This window comes from Rhizobium sp. FY34 (genome assembly GCF_005222845.1).
Lineage (GTDB): Bacteria > Pseudomonadota > Alphaproteobacteria > Rhizobiales > Rhizobiaceae > Neorhizobium.
In genome coordinates this window covers 245,116-261,461 of the sequence record NZ_STFZ01000018.1, presented here as the reverse complement: position 1 = coordinate 261,461, position 16,346 = coordinate 245,116, and the positions used below count along the sequence as shown (strand labels likewise).

The 16,346-nt window shown below is 60.6% G+C and carries 9 protein-coding genes; 8 read left to right on the top strand and 1 reads right to left on the bottom strand.

Annotation, left to right across the window (positions count from 1 at the left end; translation table 11 throughout):
• Positions 1-71: 71 nt before the first annotated feature.
• Positions 72-1,112 carry a glutamine synthetase beta-grasp domain-containing protein gene (locus E8M77_RS15450; protein ID WP_137131521.1) on the bottom strand — a complete coding sequence of 347 codons (1,041 nt, stop codon included), beginning with the start codon at positions 1,110-1,112 and terminating at the stop codon, positions 72-74.
• A 420-nt stretch (positions 1,113-1,532) separates the two neighbouring features.
• Here E8M77_RS15450 and E8M77_RS15445 point away from each other — a divergent pair, with 420 nt between their 5' ends.
• The 8 genes from E8M77_RS15445 to glgC all read left to right on the top strand — a co-directional run bounded on the left by E8M77_RS15445 (position 1,533) and on the right by glgC (position 16,278).
• On the top strand, positions 1,533-1,736 hold the full coding sequence (locus tag E8M77_RS15445) for a DUF2735 domain-containing protein (RefSeq protein ID WP_137131520.1): 204 nt from the start codon (positions 1,533-1,535) through the stop codon (positions 1,734-1,736).
• Positions 1,737-2,041: 305 nt separating this feature from the next.
• Positions 2,042-5,365: a transglutaminase family protein gene (locus E8M77_RS15440; RefSeq protein ID WP_137131519.1), complete on the top strand. Its 3,324-nt coding sequence runs from the start codon at positions 2,042-2,044 to the stop codon at positions 5,363-5,365.
• Between the two features lie 46 nt (positions 5,366-5,411).
• Positions 5,412-7,781 carry a circularly permuted type 2 ATP-grasp protein gene (locus tag E8M77_RS15435; protein WP_246659298.1) on the top strand — a complete coding sequence of 790 codons (2,370 nt, stop codon included), beginning with the start codon at positions 5,412-5,414 and terminating at the stop codon, positions 7,779-7,781.
• A gap of 5 nt (positions 7,782-7,786) precedes the next feature.
• On the top strand, positions 7,787-8,668 hold the full coding sequence (locus tag E8M77_RS15430) for a transglutaminase family protein (RefSeq protein ID WP_137131518.1): 882 nt from the start codon (positions 7,787-7,789) through the stop codon (positions 8,666-8,668).
• A 111-nt stretch (positions 8,669-8,779) separates the two neighbouring features.
• Positions 8,780-10,084: a TadE/TadG family type IV pilus assembly protein gene (locus tag E8M77_RS15425; RefSeq protein WP_246659279.1), complete on the top strand. Its 1,305-nt coding sequence runs from the start codon at positions 8,780-8,782 to the stop codon at positions 10,082-10,084.
• 232 nt (positions 10,085-10,316) lie between these two features.
• Positions 10,317-12,779 carry a glycogen/starch/alpha-glucan phosphorylase gene (locus E8M77_RS15420; RefSeq protein ID WP_137131516.1) on the top strand — a complete coding sequence of 821 codons (2,463 nt, stop codon included), beginning with the start codon at positions 10,317-10,319 and terminating at the stop codon, positions 12,777-12,779.
• Entirely contained in the window at positions 12,779-14,992 is a 2,214-nt protein-coding gene (gene glgB, locus E8M77_RS15415) for a 1,4-alpha-glucan branching protein GlgB (RefSeq protein WP_137131515.1), read from the top strand. Before E8M77_RS15420 ends, glgB begins: the two co-directional genes overlap by 1 nt.
• 23 nt (positions 14,993-15,015) lie before the next feature.
• The gene (gene glgC / locus E8M77_RS15410; RefSeq protein ID WP_137131514.1) at positions 15,016-16,278 is read left to right on the top strand and encodes a glucose-1-phosphate adenylyltransferase; all 1,263 of its coding nucleotides are present in this window, start codon (positions 15,016-15,018) and stop codon (positions 16,276-16,278) included.
• Positions 16,279-16,346 lie beyond the last annotated feature (68 nt).

Below are 16,346 nucleotides of genomic sequence, written 5' to 3'. Positions count from 1 at the left end.
CTCACAGACCAAATGCAAACGGCACCGGATCGCTCCAGTGCCGTTCGTTTGTGTGTCCGTCCGATAAAGGATCAGGCAGCGCTCTTGGCGTAGTCAGCCGTCGGCACTTCAGCAATGGTCTTCAGAACAACGGAAGCGATCTGGTAGGGGCAGCCCTGGGAGTTCGGGCGGCGATCTTCGAGATAGCCCTTGTAACCATTGTTGACGAAGGAATGCGGAACGCGGATCGAGGCGCCACGGTCGGCAACGCCGTAGGAGAACTTGTTCCACGGAGCCGTTTCATGCTTGCCGGTCAGGCGCAGGTGGTTGTCCGGACCGTAAACGGCAATGTGCTCTTCCCAGTTCTTCGAGAAGGCAGCCATCAGGGCTTCGAAATAGTCCTTGCCGCCGATTTCGCGCATGAACGTGGTGGAGAAGTTGCAATGCATGCCCGAGCCGTTCCAGTCGGTATCGCCGAGCGGCTTGCAATGGAATTCGACGTCGATGCCGTACTTTTCGCACAGACGCAGCAGCAGGTAGCGAGCGATCCAGATCTGGTCGGCGGCGCGCTTGGAGCCCTTGCCGAATACCTGGAATTCCCACTGACCCTTGGCCACTTCAGCATTGATGCCTTCGTGGTTGATGCCGGCTTCGAGGCAGAGATCGAGATGCTCTTCAACGATTTCGCGAGCGATGGAACCGACATTCTTGTAGCCAACGCCGGTGTAGTAAGGACCCTGCGGAGCCGGGTAGCCCTGTTCCGGGAAGCCGAGCGGACGGCCGTTTTCGTAGAAGAAGTATTCCTGCTCGAAACCGAACCATGCACCTTCGTCGTCGAGAATGGTGGCGCGGCTGTTGGTCGGATGCGGCGTGACGCCATCCGGCATCATGACTTCGCACATGACCAGCGCACCATTGGTGCGGGCCGGATCAGGATAGATCGCGACAGGCTTCAGGACGCAATCGGAGCTATGACCTTCGGCCTGCATGGTCGACGAACCATCGAAGCCCCAGAGCGGGAGCTGTTCGAGAGCCGGGAATTCATCGAATTCCTTGATCTGCGTCTTTCCGCGAAGGTTTGCAACCGGCTTGTAGCCATCGAGCCAAATGTACTCGAGCTTGTATTTCGTCATAGGTCTCTCTCGTTTCTACGCTTCGAGGTGTGAGCACATCCCGACCCGCGGCGCCGCATCATGGGCGCCACCGCCAGGACTGACCATGGAAATGCATAATGCGTGCCAGTTGACCCCGGTGCGTGCACTTGCCTCAAAAATCCGCGCCGACCGGACAAACTCCCACCCCATCGGCGCTGCAGGATACGGCATGCCCACAAGCGTGGAACCAATCGCCCTATCACTCTGTTGAACAGCGACGAGCACCTTCGCGCCATGCGCGTGGCACCGGCGGAGCACCGAAAGACGGCGCTTGCATAATGTCCGAAAATTATGCATAATGCCCACAAATAAATCAGCTAAAAGCTGCATTTTAAAGCATCAAGACTAAAATATAGGCAAAACCCGCCTGGAATGGAAGAATGAACGAAGGATAAGAACATGGCCACAGCAATCGAACGACCCACTGCCCAGATCATTCAGTTCCCCGTCGGAGGCCTGCGCGCCTTCCGCAACAAGAATGAGCGCGCGGCAGCCAAGGGCCCGGTCGAGGTTGCGCGGTTCAGCGATCTTGCCTTCGGTGGTTGCTGGTATCACGAAGATGCGATCCGCGAGCCAACGCCGCCGAACGGCAAACTGAGCTGAGGCAATCTGCACAGCACACAGGCATGAATGGTAATTTTTTAGGCGAAAGCCTGTCTGGTGAGCACCGCCCGGCAGGCTTTTTGCGTTGAAGCCGATCCGCCTCGCAGACACGCGCCTGATATAGCGGCAGGCGGAAACATTATCAGGCAGGACATCAAACAAGCCAGAGACTTAGCGCCTGCTTGATAAGACTATCCTGCTGCACGGGATAAAGCGCGAAACTGCCTTGCTTTATTGATTTGCATTGCACAAACTTGGTGCCTTCATTCAGCGCGGGCTAATGCAGCGGTCCGGCAAGGAGCTCCATGTCGATCAAAGCCAGTATTTATCACCTAACCCATTATAAATATGACAGGCCGGTTCGCCTTGGACCGCAGATCATTCGCCTCAAGCCCGCTGCCCATTCGCGCACCCGCGTCCTCAGCCATTCCCTCAAGGTCACGCCGGCAAACCACTTCGTCAATCTCCAGCAGGACCCCTACGGCAATTACCTCGCCCGCTTCGTGTTTCCCGAGCCGGTGACCGAATTCAAGATCGAGGTCGATCTCGTCGCCGACATGACGGTCTACAATCCCTTCGACTTCTTCGTCGAAGAAGAAGCCGCCCGCTGGCCCTTTGCCTATCCCGAAACGCTGGTCGAAGACCTGTCCATCTACCGCACGCCGGAACCGGTCGGCCCGCATCTGAAAGCCTTCCTCGATACGCTGGACATGAGCCCCGACCAGCACACGGTCGATATGGTTGTCGGCCTCAATGCCAGGCTGCAGCGCGAAATCGGCTATGTCATCCGCATGGAGCCCGGCGTGCAGACGCCCGAGCAGACGCTGGAAACGGCGCGCGGCTCCTGTCGCGACAGCAGCTGGCTATTCGTGCAGGTTCTGCGGCATCTGGGCTTTGCCGCGCGCTTCGTCTCCGGCTACCTGATCCAGCTGACACCGGATCTGAAGGCGCTCGATGGCCCTTCCGGTACCGAGGTGGATTTCACCGACCTGCACGCCTGGACGGAAGTGTATCTGCCCGGCGCCGGCTGGATCGGGCTTGACCCGACCTCCGGCCTTTTGACCGGTGAAAGCCACATACCTCTGGCCGCCACACCGCATTACAAGAATGCCGCGCCGATTTCCGGCGGCTATTTCGGCGAAGCCGAGACCTCCTTCGACTTTGACATGTCCGTTTCACGCGTTTCTGAGCATCCGCGCATCACCAAGCCGTTTTCCGACGAGAGCTGGGATGCGCTGAATGCGCTGGGCGACAAGGTGGACCGGCTTCTGGCCGCGCAGGACGTGCGCCTCACCATGGGCGGCGAGCCGACCTTCGTTTCGATCGACGATTTCGAATCCGATGAATGGAACACCGGCGCTGTCGGCCCCACCAAGCGCGACAAGGCAGATGCCCTCATCCGCCGCCTGCGCCAGCGCTTTGCACCAGGCGGCTTCCTGCATTACGGCCAGGGAAAATGGTATCCCGGCGAAAGCCTGCCGCGCTGGACCTTCTCGCTCTACTGGCGCAGGGATGGACTGCCGATCTGGAACAATCCGGATCTGATCGCCATCGAGCACAAGCAACACGATGTCGATCACGAGGATGCCGGCCGCTTCCTGAAAGCGGTTGCCGCGGAACTGGCTCTTGAAACAGAGAATGTCACGCCAGCCTTCGAAGATCCGGCAGAATGGATCGTCAAGGAGGCAAACCTTCCAGAAAATGTCGATCCGTCCAATTCCAAGCTGAAGGACCCGGAAGAGCGCAACCGCATCGCCAAGGTCTTCTCCAAGGGGCTCACCGTGCCCGCCGGCTATGTACTGCCGGTGCAAGCCTGGCAGACACGCGCCACAGGCCGCAAATGGATCAGCGAGAAATGGCGCACGCGGCGCGGCCAGCTCTATCTTCTGCCGGGCGATTCTCCCGTCGGCTTCCGCCTGCCGCTGAACTCACTGCCCTATATTTCGCCCTCGTCCTATCCCTATATCAACCCGATGGACCCGACGGTGGAGCGCCCGCCGCTGCCCGATTTCACCAAGGACAGCGCCCGCAGCCTGCCGGAACATTCCCTGCGCCGGGAAACCGCCCAGCAGGTGCAGATGGGCCAGTCCTATGAGGAGATTGGCGGACGCGTGCGCACCGCCATTTCCGTCGAGGTTCGCGACGGGCGCATCTGCGTGTTCATGCCGCCGACCGAAGCGCTGGAAGATTATCTCGACCTCATCGCTTCGGCGGAACGGGCAGCCGCCGCTCTCAAGCTTCCCGTGCATATCGAAGGCTATACGCCGCCACAGGATGAACGGCTGAATGTCATGCGCGTCGCGCCCGATCCGGGCGTCATCGAGGTCAATGTCCATCCCGCCTCCAACTGGAAGGAATGCGTGGAAATCACCACCGCCGTCTATGAGGAAGCGCGCCTGACCAGGCTGGGTGCCGACAAGTTCATGATCGACGGGCGCCACACCGGCACCGGCGGCGGCAACCATGTTGTGGTCGGCGGTGCCAATCCCAATGACAGCCCGTTCCTGCGCCGCCCGGACCTGCTGAAAAGCCTGATCCTGCACTGGCAGCGCCATCCCTCGCTGTCCTATCTGTTCTCCGGCCTGTTCATCGGCCCGACCAGCCAGGCACCGCGCGTGGACGAGGCCCGGCATGACAGCCTCTATGAGCTAGAAATCGCCATGGCGCAGGTACCGGCACCGGGACAGGGGCTCGCGCCCCTGCCCTGGCTTGTCGATCGCCTGTTCCGCAATCTCCTGACCGATGTGAGCGGCAATACCCATCGTTCGGAAATCTGCATCGACAAGCTGTTCTCGCCGGATGGACCGACGGGACGCCTTGGACTTGTAGAATTCCGCGGCTTTGAAATGCCACCGAATGCCCGCATGTCACTTGCCCAGCAGCTGATGGTGCGTGCGCTGATTGCCCGCTCGTGGAAGAACCCGATCCAGGGCTCTTTCGTGCGCTGGGGAACGGCGCTGGCCGACCGTTTCATGCTGCCGCATTATGTCTGGGCCGATTTCCTCGACGTGCTGGCGGATCTGCGCCAGAACGGCTTCGATTTCCGCTCCGAATGGTTCGAGGCACAGCTGGAATTCCGCTTCCCCTTCTTCGGCGAGGTGGAATACGAGGGCGCCAAGCTCGAGCTGCGCCAGGCGCTGGAACCCTGGCATGTGATGGGTGAACAGGGCGCGATCGGCGGCACTGTGCGCTACGTGGATTCCTCCGTGGAACGCCTGCAGGTGCGGCTGGAAACGGCCAATCCCGAGCGTTACCGGGTTGCCTGCAACGGCCGCGCGGTGCCGCTGAAGCCCACCGGCCATTCCGGCGTATCGGTGGCCGGCGTGCGGTTCAAGGCCTGGCAACCGGCTTCCGGCCTGCATCCGGCCCTGCCGGTCAACACGCCGCTCACCTTCGACATCTACGACACCTGGTCGAGCCGCTCGATTGGCGGATGCGTCTATCACGTGGCCCATCCGGGCGGGCGCAGCTATGAGACTTTCCCCGTCAATGGCAATGAGGCAGAAGCCCGCAGGCTTGCGCGCTTTGAACCTTGGGGGCATACGGCAGGTCAATATGTATTGATGCCTGAGCAAGTCTCACCGGAGTTTCCGCTGACTCTCGATCTGCGCCGGCCGATAGGAGTCTGACGTGGTACGCATTCCGACAAACGAACGACCAGTCCATAGCGAGGCGATCGGCGACGATCCAGTCCTCGGCTATCGTGCCTTGTCGGGCGTATCGGATGAAATGCTGGACCGGAACGGGCAGATCCGTCCGGTCTGGCAAACGCTCATCGACGCGCTGGGCCGCATGTCGGAAAGCGAACTGCATGAGCGTTTTGCCCGTGCCGACCGCTATCTGCGCGATGCAGGCGTTTTCTATCGCTCCTATGGCGCGCAGGGCAATGGCGAACGCAGCTGGCCGATTTCGCATGTTCCGGTGCTGATCGATGGCCGCGAATGGGAAAAGGTGTCCGCCGGCCTCGTGCAGCGCGCCGAGCTTCTGGAAAAGATCGTCGCCGATATCTATGGCGACAATACGCTGGTGCGCGACGGCATTCTGCCGCCGGCGCTCGTGGCGTCCAATCCGGAATTCCTGCGCCCGCTGGTCGGCGTCAAGCCGGTCAACGGGCACTATCTCCACTTCTGTTCCTTCGAGATCGGCCGCGGGCCGGATGGCAATTGGTGGGTGCTGGCGGATCGCACACAGGCCCCGTCAGGCGCCGGCTTTGCCCTGGAAAACCGCGTGGCGACCACCCGCGCGCTCTCCGATATCTATGGCGAAATGCATGTGCACCGGCTGGCCTCCTTCTTCGGCGCCTTCCGCAATGCGCTGCAGGCGCATAAGCGCTATCCGGATGACAGGATCGCGGTTCTGACACCGGGACCGGCCAATGAGACCTATTTCGAACACGCCTATATTGCTCGCTATCTCGGTTTCATGCTGCTGGAGGGCGAGGATCTTACCGTCGTCAACGACCGGGTCATGGTGCGCACGGTGGCCGGCCTCAAACCCATCGGCGTCTTGTGGCGGCGTCTCGATGCATCCTATGCCGATCCGCTGGAGCTGAACCAGAACTCGCATATCGGCACGCCCGGCCTGGTGCAGGCGTTGCGCGCCGGTTCCGTCACTATCGTCAATGCGCTGGGCGCCGGCATTCTGGAAACCCGCGCGCTGCTCGCCTTCACCCCCACCATCTGTCATCATCTGCTGGATGAAGAACTGCTGCTTCCCTCGATTGCCACCTGGTGGTGCGGCCAGGAAAGCGAGCGCAAGCACGTGGCCGACAATATCGAGCGCATGGTCATCGGCCCGGCCTATTCGCGCCTGCCCTTCTTTGATGACAGCGGCCAATCGGTGCTGGGCTCGTCGCTGCGCGAATCGGCCAAGCGCTCCGTCGGCGAATGGCTCGCCTCGGAAGGCGGCAAGCTCGTCGGCCAGGAAGTCGTGACGCTGTCGACCACGCCGGCCTATTGCGGCGGCAAGCTCATTCCAAGGCCGATGTCGCTGCGCGTCTTTGCCGCGCGCACCGAAAACGGCTGGCAGATCATGCCCGGCGGCTTTGCCCGCATCGGCTCCGGCGATGATGTGGAAGCCATTGCCATGCAGGCCGGCGGCACGGCAGCCGATGTCTGGATCGTTTCCGACAAGCCGGTGGAACGCCAGAGCCTGCTACCGCCCGAGGAAAGCTTTTCGCGCAACATGCCGGGCAGCCTGCCCAGCCGCGCCGCCGACAACCTGTTCTGGCTTGGCCGCTATATCGAGCGCTCCGAAGGCGCGCTGCGCATCCTGCGCTCCTGGCATATCCGCTATGCCGAGGCTGCCAATCCCGCACAGCCGCTGCTGGCCGATGTGGCGCGCTATCTGGAAAGCATCGACATGGACATGGCCAAGGCCGTGCCCGAACCGCTGATCCGCAATATCGACAGCGCCATCTATTCCGCCAGCAATATCCGCGACCGCTTTTCGCCGGATGGCTGGCTGGCGCTGAACGACTTGGCAAAAACCGCCAAACGCTTTCACGAAGCGGTACAGGCAGGCGATGATGCCGCCCATGCGATGACGGTTCTTTTGCGCAAGCTTGCGGGCTTTGCCGGCCTGGTGCACGAAAACATGTACCGGTTTACTGGCTGGCGCTTCCTGTCCATCGGCCGCTACCTGGAGCGCGGGCTGCACATGACGCGGCTGCTCGGCCACATGTCCGGGCCGGATGCCCCAGACGGCTCGCTCGACATGCTGCTGGAAATCGGCGACAGCGTGATGACCCATCGCCGCCGCTACAATGTCAACACGGCGCGGCTGACGGTGACCGACCTGCTGGCGCTTGATCCGCTCAATCCGCGCTCGATCCTGTTCCAGCTGAACGAGATCCGCACGGAAGTCGAGCAATTGCCGCATCCGCACGGAACCGGGCAGATGTCGGCGCTCGATCGCGAATCCATGCGGCTGCATTCCGGCCTTGCGGTGATGACGCCCGATGCCATGAATGCCGACGTTTATGCCAAGCTGGAAGCAGAGATGGAGAAACTCTCCGATCTGCTGGGCCAGACCTATTTCGGATAAGTACCATGCTCTACGATCTCTCGCTGCACATGGGCTATGTCTACGAGGCGCCGGCCTCCGGTGCGCGCCATCACGTCCGCCTTCTGCCTCTGTCGCTGCCGAACCGCCAGCGGCTGATTGCCGGCTCCATCACCATTTCACCAACAGCAGACGAGCGGGCAAGCTTTACCGATTTCTTCGGCCAGCCGACCACGTCCATCCTGTTTCGCGCCCCGCATGACAAGTTGGACATCCGCATGCAGGCCCGCGTGCATGTGGAGACCATGCCGCTGACGGCAGACCTTTCGCCCGAACTTGCCACGCTGACGGAAGAACTGGCCGATCTCTGGTCGGTGGATGCCGGCTCGCCGCATCACCTGACGGGTTCCAGCCCGAGGCTGCCCTTCGAGCCGGCGATTGCGGCTTACGCCCGCGAAGGCCTAAAGCCCGGCCAGACGGTGCGCGAGATCGCCACATCCCTTTGCGCCCGCATCCACAAGGATTTCAAATATGATCCGGATGCGACGACTGTGGACACCACACCGCGCGAAGCCTTCAAGCTGAAACGCGGCGTCTGCCAGGATTTTTCCCATATCATGATCGTCGGCCTGCGCAGCCTCGGCATTCCGGCGGGCTATGTCAGCGGCTTCCTGCGCACCATTCCGCCACCGGGCAAGGAGCGGCTGGAAGGTGCAGACGCCATGCATGCCTGGGTCAGGGTATGGTGCGGCGCGGCGGAAGGGTTCATCGAACTGGACCCGACCAACAATATCACCGCGAGCTCCGACCATATCGTCGTGGGCTATGGTCGCGACTATGCCGACGTGGCCCCCGTCATCGGCGTTTTAAAGACTTACGGTAAACACAAAACGGTACAATCGGTCGATGTGGTACCTTTGAAGCAATAATCGCCCCGCTTTCGGGCGTTTCACTCAAATGCCACCATTCTGCTTAGCGGTTTGATCAGGTCCCTGCCTTATTCATCAGTGCGTTGTGATGAGCACGAACGGGTGGCTATGATGAGCAGATCGACATTTTGGCGCATGCTGCGGGATCGCGGTGGCAATTTCGGCATGATGACGGCCATCCTGTTGCCGGTCACCATCGGCGTCGGCGGCATGGCAATCGACCTCACCAACCTTTTGCAGCAGAAGGCCGATCTCCAGGCAACCGCCGATGCGGCAACGCTTGCCGCAGCATCGAAAATGTCCTCCGAAGACATTACCGAAGCGCAGGCCATGGCCGTTGCCGAAAGCTATCTGATCAGCCAGACGCTGATGGAGTATGAACAGAGCGGCGCCACCAAGGCGGAACTGGACGCGTTACGCGCAGCCCTTGAAGCCAGCACGACCGCTCAGGCCACCGCAACATCCACAGGCGGAACGAGCAAGGCATTCGAAGTACGCATCACCACGACTTCCAATGTCCAGTTGAACCCGCTGACCCAGATGCTTGGCTTTACCACCGTGCCGATCAGCATTTCGAGCGTCGCGGCCAGTGCCCGCGAGGGCAATGCCCTGTCCATGTATCTGGCGCTTGATCGTTCCGGCTCCATGGCCTGGGACACGACGACCGTCGATCCGGTCAATCCGACAAAGCAGGTGCAGGAACAGGTTTATGGCAGCTATGCCTGCAAGGATTGGTGGGGAAACAACACAACCTGCTATGGCTGGTACAACCAGACGAAGACCGTGCCCAACTACGTCACCAAGATCGCCGCTCTGAAATCTGCAGCCAATGTGCTGTTCGGCGAACTGCAGAAGGCCTCGGCACCGGACGCCACCACAACGGCCCTGCGCGAACAGGAGGCCAAGAAGCTGATCCGCATTGGCGCCGTCTCCTATACGCATGAGACCCAGAAGGAAGAAAAGCCGGATTGGGGAACCACCAAGGCAGCAAAATATGTGGCTGACCTACCGGCCGTGCCGGAAGGCGGCACCGATGCCACAGGCGCCATGGATGTGGCCTTCGCCGCTCTGCGAAAGAGCAACAAGACCGAAGAGACTCAGCACAAGGCAAAAGACAATATCAGCTTTGGCCGCTACATCGTGCTGATGACCGATGGCGAAATGACCGGCTACAGCAGCAGTTGGAACAAGACAATCGACGACAAGGTGCGCGCCCAGTGTAAGACGGCAAAGGACGACGGCATCACTGTCTTTACCGTTGCCTTCATGGCACCGGACAAGGGAAAATCGCTGCTGTCTGCCTGCGCTTCCAGCGATGACAACTACTATGAAGCTGACAACATGGCCAAGCTCGTGCAGGCCTTCGGCGATATCGGCCGCAAGGCGGCCAAGACCTCGTCACGGCTGACCAACTGACCCAGCCAAAGCCTTGATCTCGCACCTGAACTTATCGGAACGCCCGCTGAAAAGCGGGCGTTTGCGCGTTTTTTCGGCGTCAATTCACAGCGCTTTGGAAATCATTGCGGAAACCCATTGCAGCAGGCGATTGCATGTGCATCATAACGATGCATAAACTGTCAGCGGACAACATGCCATGCACTGAATCGAACGCCCCCTCCCACGTTCCCCCAGCAAAGTTGGCGACCTCATGAACAATACGCTCTCTCCGGTAGATATCCCCCAGCCCGCACCGCGCAGCTCCAGCCCAGAGATCATGGCAGAGGAGATTATCGAGCGGTTGACCTACCGCATCGGCAAGGACGCCAAGGTTGCCAAGCCGCATGACTGGCTAACGGCCACGATCCTGGTGGTGCGCGACCGCATCATTGACCGCTGGATGGAATCGACGCGCAAGGTTTACCGGACGGGCGACAAGCGTGTGTATTATCTGTCGCTGGAATTCCTCATCGGCCGCCTGATGCGCGACGCCGTCTCCAATCTCGGCCTGATGAACGAGATCCGCGACGCGCTGATCTCGCTCGGCGTCGATATCGACGTGATCGCCGGTCTGGAACCGGATGCCGCGCTCGGCAATGGCGGTCTTGGCCGACTGGCTGCCTGTTTCATGGAAAGCATGGCCACGGTCGATATCCCCGCCTACGGCTATGGCATACGCTATGTGCATGGCCTCTTCCGCCAGCAGATGGCCGATGGATGGCAGGTGGAATTGCCGGAAACCTGGCTGGCCCACGGCAACCCCTGGGAGTTCGAGCGGCGCGAAAGCTCCTATGAAATCGGCTATGGCGGTTCGGTGGAAAGCGTCGGTGGTTATGACGATGCACCGCGCTATGTCTGGAAGCCCGCCGAGCGCGTCATCGCCATGGCCTATGATACGCCGATCGTCGGCTGGCGCGGCAAGCGCGTCAACACGCTGCGCCTCTGGTCGGCCCAGCCGATCGACCCGATCCTACTTGATGCCTTCAATGCCGGCGACCATATCGGCGCGCTGCGCGAAAGCAACAAGGCCGAATCACTGACCCGCGTTCTCTATCCGGCCGATGCCAACCCGGCCGGCCAGGAACTGCGCCTGCGCCAGGAATATTTCTTCTCGTCGGCCTCGTTGCAGGACATCCTGCGCCGCCACTTGCAGCAATATCCGGATTTCACCAACCTGCATGACAAGGTGTCCATCCAGCTCAACGACACGCATCCGGCAGTCTCCATTGCCGAGCTGATCCGTCTTCTGTCGGACGTGCATGGCATGGATATCGACGAAGCCTGGGAAATCACCCGCAAGACTTTCTCCTACACCAATCACACGCTTCTGCCCGAAGCGCTGGAAAGCTGGCCGATCCCGCTGTTCGAGCGGCTTTTGCCGCGCCATATGCAGATCGTCTATGCGATCAACACCAAGATCCTCTTGGAAGCCCGCAAGGAAAAGAAGTTCAGCGACGCGCAGATCCGCTCGATCTCGCTGATCGACGAAAATGGCGATCGGCGCCTGCGCATGGGCAATCTGGCCTTTGTCGGCTCGCATTCGATCAATGGCGTATCGGCGCTGCATACGGAACTGATGAAGGAAACCGTGTTTGCCGACCTGCATGCGCTTTATCCCACCCGCATCAACAACAAGACGAACGGCATTACCCCGCGCCGCTGGCTGATGCAGTGCAATCCGGGCCTCACCGACCTGATCACCGAGGCGATCGGCGAAGGCTTCAAGGACGATACCGATGCGCTGAAGGGACTGGATGCCTTTGCCGAGGATTCCTCCTTCCAGCAGAAATTCGCCGCCGTGAAACGGGCCAACAAGGTGCAGCTTGCCAATCTCGTCGGCAGCCGCATGGGCATCAGGCTCGATCCCTCGGCCATGTTCGACATCCAGATCAAGCGTATCCACGAATACAAACGCCAGCTTCTCAACATCATCGAGGCGGTGGCGCTTTATGACCAGATCCGTTCGCATCCGGAACTCGACTGGGTGCCGCGCGTCAAGCTGTTTGCCGGCAAGGCCGCCCCGAGCTACCATAATGCCAAACTGATCATCAAACTGGCCAATGACGTGGCCCGCGTCATCAACAATGATCCGGCGGTGCGCGGCCTGCTGAAGGTCGTCTTCATCCCCAACTACAATGTGTCGCTGGCCGAAGTCATGGTGCCTGCAGCCGATCTTTCCGAGCAAATTTCGACGGCCGGCATGGAAGCATCCGGCACCGGCAACATGAAATTCGGGCTGAACGGCGCGCTCACCATCGGTACACTCGATGGCGCCAATGTCGAAATGCGCGACCATGTGGGTGAAGAAAACATCGTGATCTTCGGCATGACCGCCGAGGAAGTTGCCCGCACCCGCGCCGAGGGCCACAATCCGCGCGCCATCATCGAGGCCTCCCGCGAGCTGTCGCAGGCGCTGTCGGCGATTTCCTCCGGCGTTTTCTCGCCCGATGACCGGTCGCGCTTCACGGCACTGATGGACGGCATCTACAATGGCGACTGGTTCATGGTGGCCGGTGATTTCGACGCCTATGCCAAGGCACAGCGCGACGTGGACCAGATCTGGAGCGATCCGACCTCCTGGTATGCCAAGACGATCCGCAATACCGCGCGTATGGGCTGGTTCTCGTCGGATCGCACCATCCGCCAGTATGCCACGGAGATCTGGAGAGCCTGATGAACGATACGCCCAAAGACCTCGGCAGGAACGGACAGACCAGTGGTGAACTTCCGCCTGCCGAGATCGAGGCGATCATCAGCGGTTCTCATCGCAACCCCTTCGCCATCCTCGGCACCCACAAGGTGGGCGGCGGCATGCTTGCCCGCTGCTTCATCCCCGGTGCCGAGGCCGTTACCGCCCTTTCGCTCGACGGGACGGAAATCGGCGAACTGACCTGCCGTCACGAAGCAGGCTTTTTCGAAGGCATCGTATCCCTGCAAAGCCCGCGACCCGTGCGGTACCGCGCACGGCGCGGCGATGTGGAATGGGCGCTGACAGACCCCTACAGCTTCGGCCCGGTGCTCGGGCCGATGGACGATTACTTCGTACGCGAAGGCTCGCATCTGCGCCTGTTCGACAAGATGGGCGCCCATCCGCTGAAGCATGAGGGTGTCGATGGCTTTCACTTTGCCGTCTGGGCCCCCAATGCAGCACGCGTCTCGGTCGTGGGTGAGTTCAACACCTGGGACGGTCGCCGCCATGTCATGCGGCTGCGCTCCGATACCGGCATCTGGGAAATCTTTGCCCCGGATGTGCGGGTGGGCTCCAACTATAAGTTCGAGATCATTGCCAAGGACGGAACCGTCCTGCCGCTGAAGGCCGACCCCTATGCGCGGCGCGCCGAAATGCGCCCGCAAACGGCATCGGTGACGGCACCGGAACTGGTACAGACCTGGAGCGACGAGGCGCACCGCAAATTCTGGGCAGAGGCAGATCATCGCCGCCAACCGATTTCCATCTATGAAGTGCATGCCGGATCCTGGAAGCGCCGCGCCGATGGCACATTCCTCAGCTGGGACGAACTGGCCTCCGAGCTTATCCCTTACGTCACCGACATGGGCTTTACCCATATCGAATTCCTACCCATCACCGAACATCCCTTCGATCCGTCCTGGGGCTACCAGACGACCGGCCTTTATGCGCCGACCGCCCGGTTCGGCGAGCCGGAAGGCTTTGCCCGCTTCGTCAACGGCTGCCACAAGGTCGGTGTCGGCGTCATTCTCGACTGGGTGCCGGCGCATTTCCCGACCGATGCGCATGGGCTTCGCGAGTTCGACGGAACAGCCCTTTACGAACATGCCGATCCGCGCCAGGGCTTTCACCCGGACTGGAACACCGCGATCTACAATTTCGGCCGGATCGAGGTTCTGTCCTACCTCATCAACAATGCGCTCTATTGGGCCGAAAAATTCCATCTCGACGGGTTGCGCGTCGATGCGGTCGCCTCGATGCTCTACCTCGACTATTCGCGCAAGGACGGCGAATGGGTGCCCAACGAATATGGTGGGCGCGAAAACCTCGAGACCGTGCGTTTCCTGCAGAAGCTCAACATGCTGAGCTATGGGGCGCATCCGGGCGTCATGACGATTGCCGAGGAAAGCACGTCCTGGCCCAAGGTTTCGCATCCGGTGCATGAGGGCGGGCTCGGCTTCGGCTTCAAGTGGAACATGGGTTTCATGCATGACACGCTGAGCTATCTGAAGCGTGAACCCGTGCACCGCAAGCATCATCACAACGAGCTGACCTTCGGCCTGCTTTACGCCTATTCGGAAAATTTCGTGCTGCCGCTCAGCCATGACGAAGTGGTGCATGGCAAGGGCTCGCTGATTGCCAAAATGGCCGGCGATGATTGGCAGAAATTCGCCAATCTGCGCGCCTTCTATGCCTTCATGTGGGGCTATCCCGGCAAGAAGCTCTTGTTCATGGGCCAGGAATTTGCCCAGTGGAGCGAATGGAGCGAAGCGCGTTCGCTGGACTGGAACCTCCTGCACTACAATCCGCATGAGGGCGTGCGCCGTCTGGTGCGCGATCTCAACTTCACCTACCGCTCAAAGCGCGCGCTGCATGCGCGCGATTGCGAACCGGGCGGCTTTGAATGGCTGATCGCCGATGATTCGGAAAACTCGGTCTATGCCTGGCTGCGCAAGGCGCCGGGCGAAAAGCCGGTGGCCGTCATCACCAACTTCACCCCGGTCCTTAGGGAGAATTACCGCGTGCCCCTGCCCAGCGCCGGGCGCTGGCGGGAGATCTTGAATACCGATGCCGAAATTTACGGTGGCAGCGGCAAGGGCAATGGCGGGAGAGTGCAAGCGGTTTCGGCCGGCGGCATCATTCATGCCGAAGTCACACTGCCGCCGCTCGCCACCATCATGCTTGAGCCGGAAAACTGATTGCGTAACGGGAGGAAGAAAACATGACGACAAAACGCATCCAGCCGCTGGCGCGCGACGCCATGGCCTATGTGCTGGCAGGAGGCCGGGGGAGCCGCCTGAAAGAGCTGACGGATCGCCGCGCCAAACCTGCCGTCTATTTCGGCGGCAAGGCCCGCATTATCGATTTTGCCCTGTCCAACGCACTGAATTCCGGCATCCGCCGCATCGGGGTTGCCACCCAGTACAAGGCGCATTCGCTGATCCGCCACCTGCAGCGCGGCTGGGACTTCTTCCGCCCGGAACGCAATGAAAGCTTCGATATCCTGCCTGCCTCCCAGCGCGTATCCGAAACGCAATGGTATGAAGGCACGGCCGATGCGGTGTTCCAGAACATCGATATCATCGAGCCCTATAACCCCGAATATATGGTCATCCTGGCCGGCGACCATATCTACAAGATGGACTACGAGCTGATGCTGCAGCAGCACGTCGATTCCGGCGCCGACGTGACGATCGGTTGCCTGGAAGTGCCGCGCATGGAAGCCACCGGCTTTGGCGTCATGCATGTCAACGACAAGGACGAGATCATTGCCTTCGTCGAAAAGCCGGCCGATCCGCCGGGCATGCCCGACAAGCCGGAATTTGCGCTGGCCTCCATGGGGATCTATGTCTTCCACACGAAGTTCCTGATGGATTGCCTGCGCCGCGACGCCGCCGACCCCACATCCAGCCGCGATTTCGGCAAGGACATTATTCCGTGGATCGTTGCCAATGGTAAGGCCGTGGCGCACCGCTTCAACGAATCCTGCGTACGCTCCGATTTCGAAAAACAGGCCTATTGGCGCGATGTCGGCACGATCGATGCCTATTGGCAGGCCAATATCGACCTGACCGGCATCGTTCCCGAACTCGATATCTATGACAAGTCCTGGCCGATCTGGACCTATGCCGAGATTACCCCGCCGGCGAAATTCGTGCATGACGACGAGGATCGTCGCGGTTCGGCCGTCTCCTCCGTCGTGTCGGGCGATTGCATCATTTCCGGTTCCTCGCTCTACAACAGCCTGCTGTTTACCGGTGTGCGTGCCAATTCCTATTCGCGTCTCGAAGGCGCAGTCGTTTTGCCGAATGTGCGGATCGGCCGTCGCGCCCAGCTTCGCAATGTCGTCATCGATGCGGGTGTAACCATTCCCGAAGGGCTGATCGTCGGTGAAGATCCCGACATTGACGCCAAGCGCTTCCGACGCAGCGAAAACGGCATCTGCCTGATCACCCAAGCGATGATCGACAAGCTGGATCTCTGATCACACGCCATTTCGTCAACGGCGCGGCACGCTGCGCCGTCTTTGGCTACAACGAGATAAGGGGAACG

Bases quoted from the DNA above. Each gene is read 5' to 3' on its own strand.
- E8M77_RS15420 (WP_137131516.1), top strand. From the start codon at position 10,317: ATGAACAATACGCTCTCTCCGGTAGATATCCCCCAGCCCGCACCGCGC.
- E8M77_RS15440 (WP_137131519.1), top strand. From the start codon at position 2,042: ATGTCGATCAAAGCCAGTATTTATCACCTAACCCATTATAAATATGAC.
- E8M77_RS15450 (WP_137131521.1), bottom strand. From the start codon at position 1,112: ATGACGAAATACAAGCTCGAGTACATTTGGCTCGATGGCTACAAGCCG.
- glgB (WP_137131515.1), top strand. From the start codon at position 12,779: ATGAACGATACGCCCAAAGACCTCGGCAGGAACGGACAGACCAGTGGT.
- glgC (WP_137131514.1), top strand. From the start codon at position 15,016: ATGACGACAAAACGCATCCAGCCGCTGGCGCGCGACGCCATGGCCTAT.
- E8M77_RS15445 (WP_137131520.1), top strand. From the start codon at position 1,533: ATGGCCACAGCAATCGAACGACCCACTGCCCAGATCATTCAGTTCCCC.
- E8M77_RS15430 (WP_137131518.1), top strand. From the start codon at position 7,787: ATGCTCTACGATCTCTCGCTGCACATGGGCTATGTCTACGAGGCGCCG.
- E8M77_RS15425 (WP_246659279.1), top strand. From the start codon at position 8,780: ATGAGCAGATCGACATTTTGGCGCATGCTGCGGGATCGCGGTGGCAAT.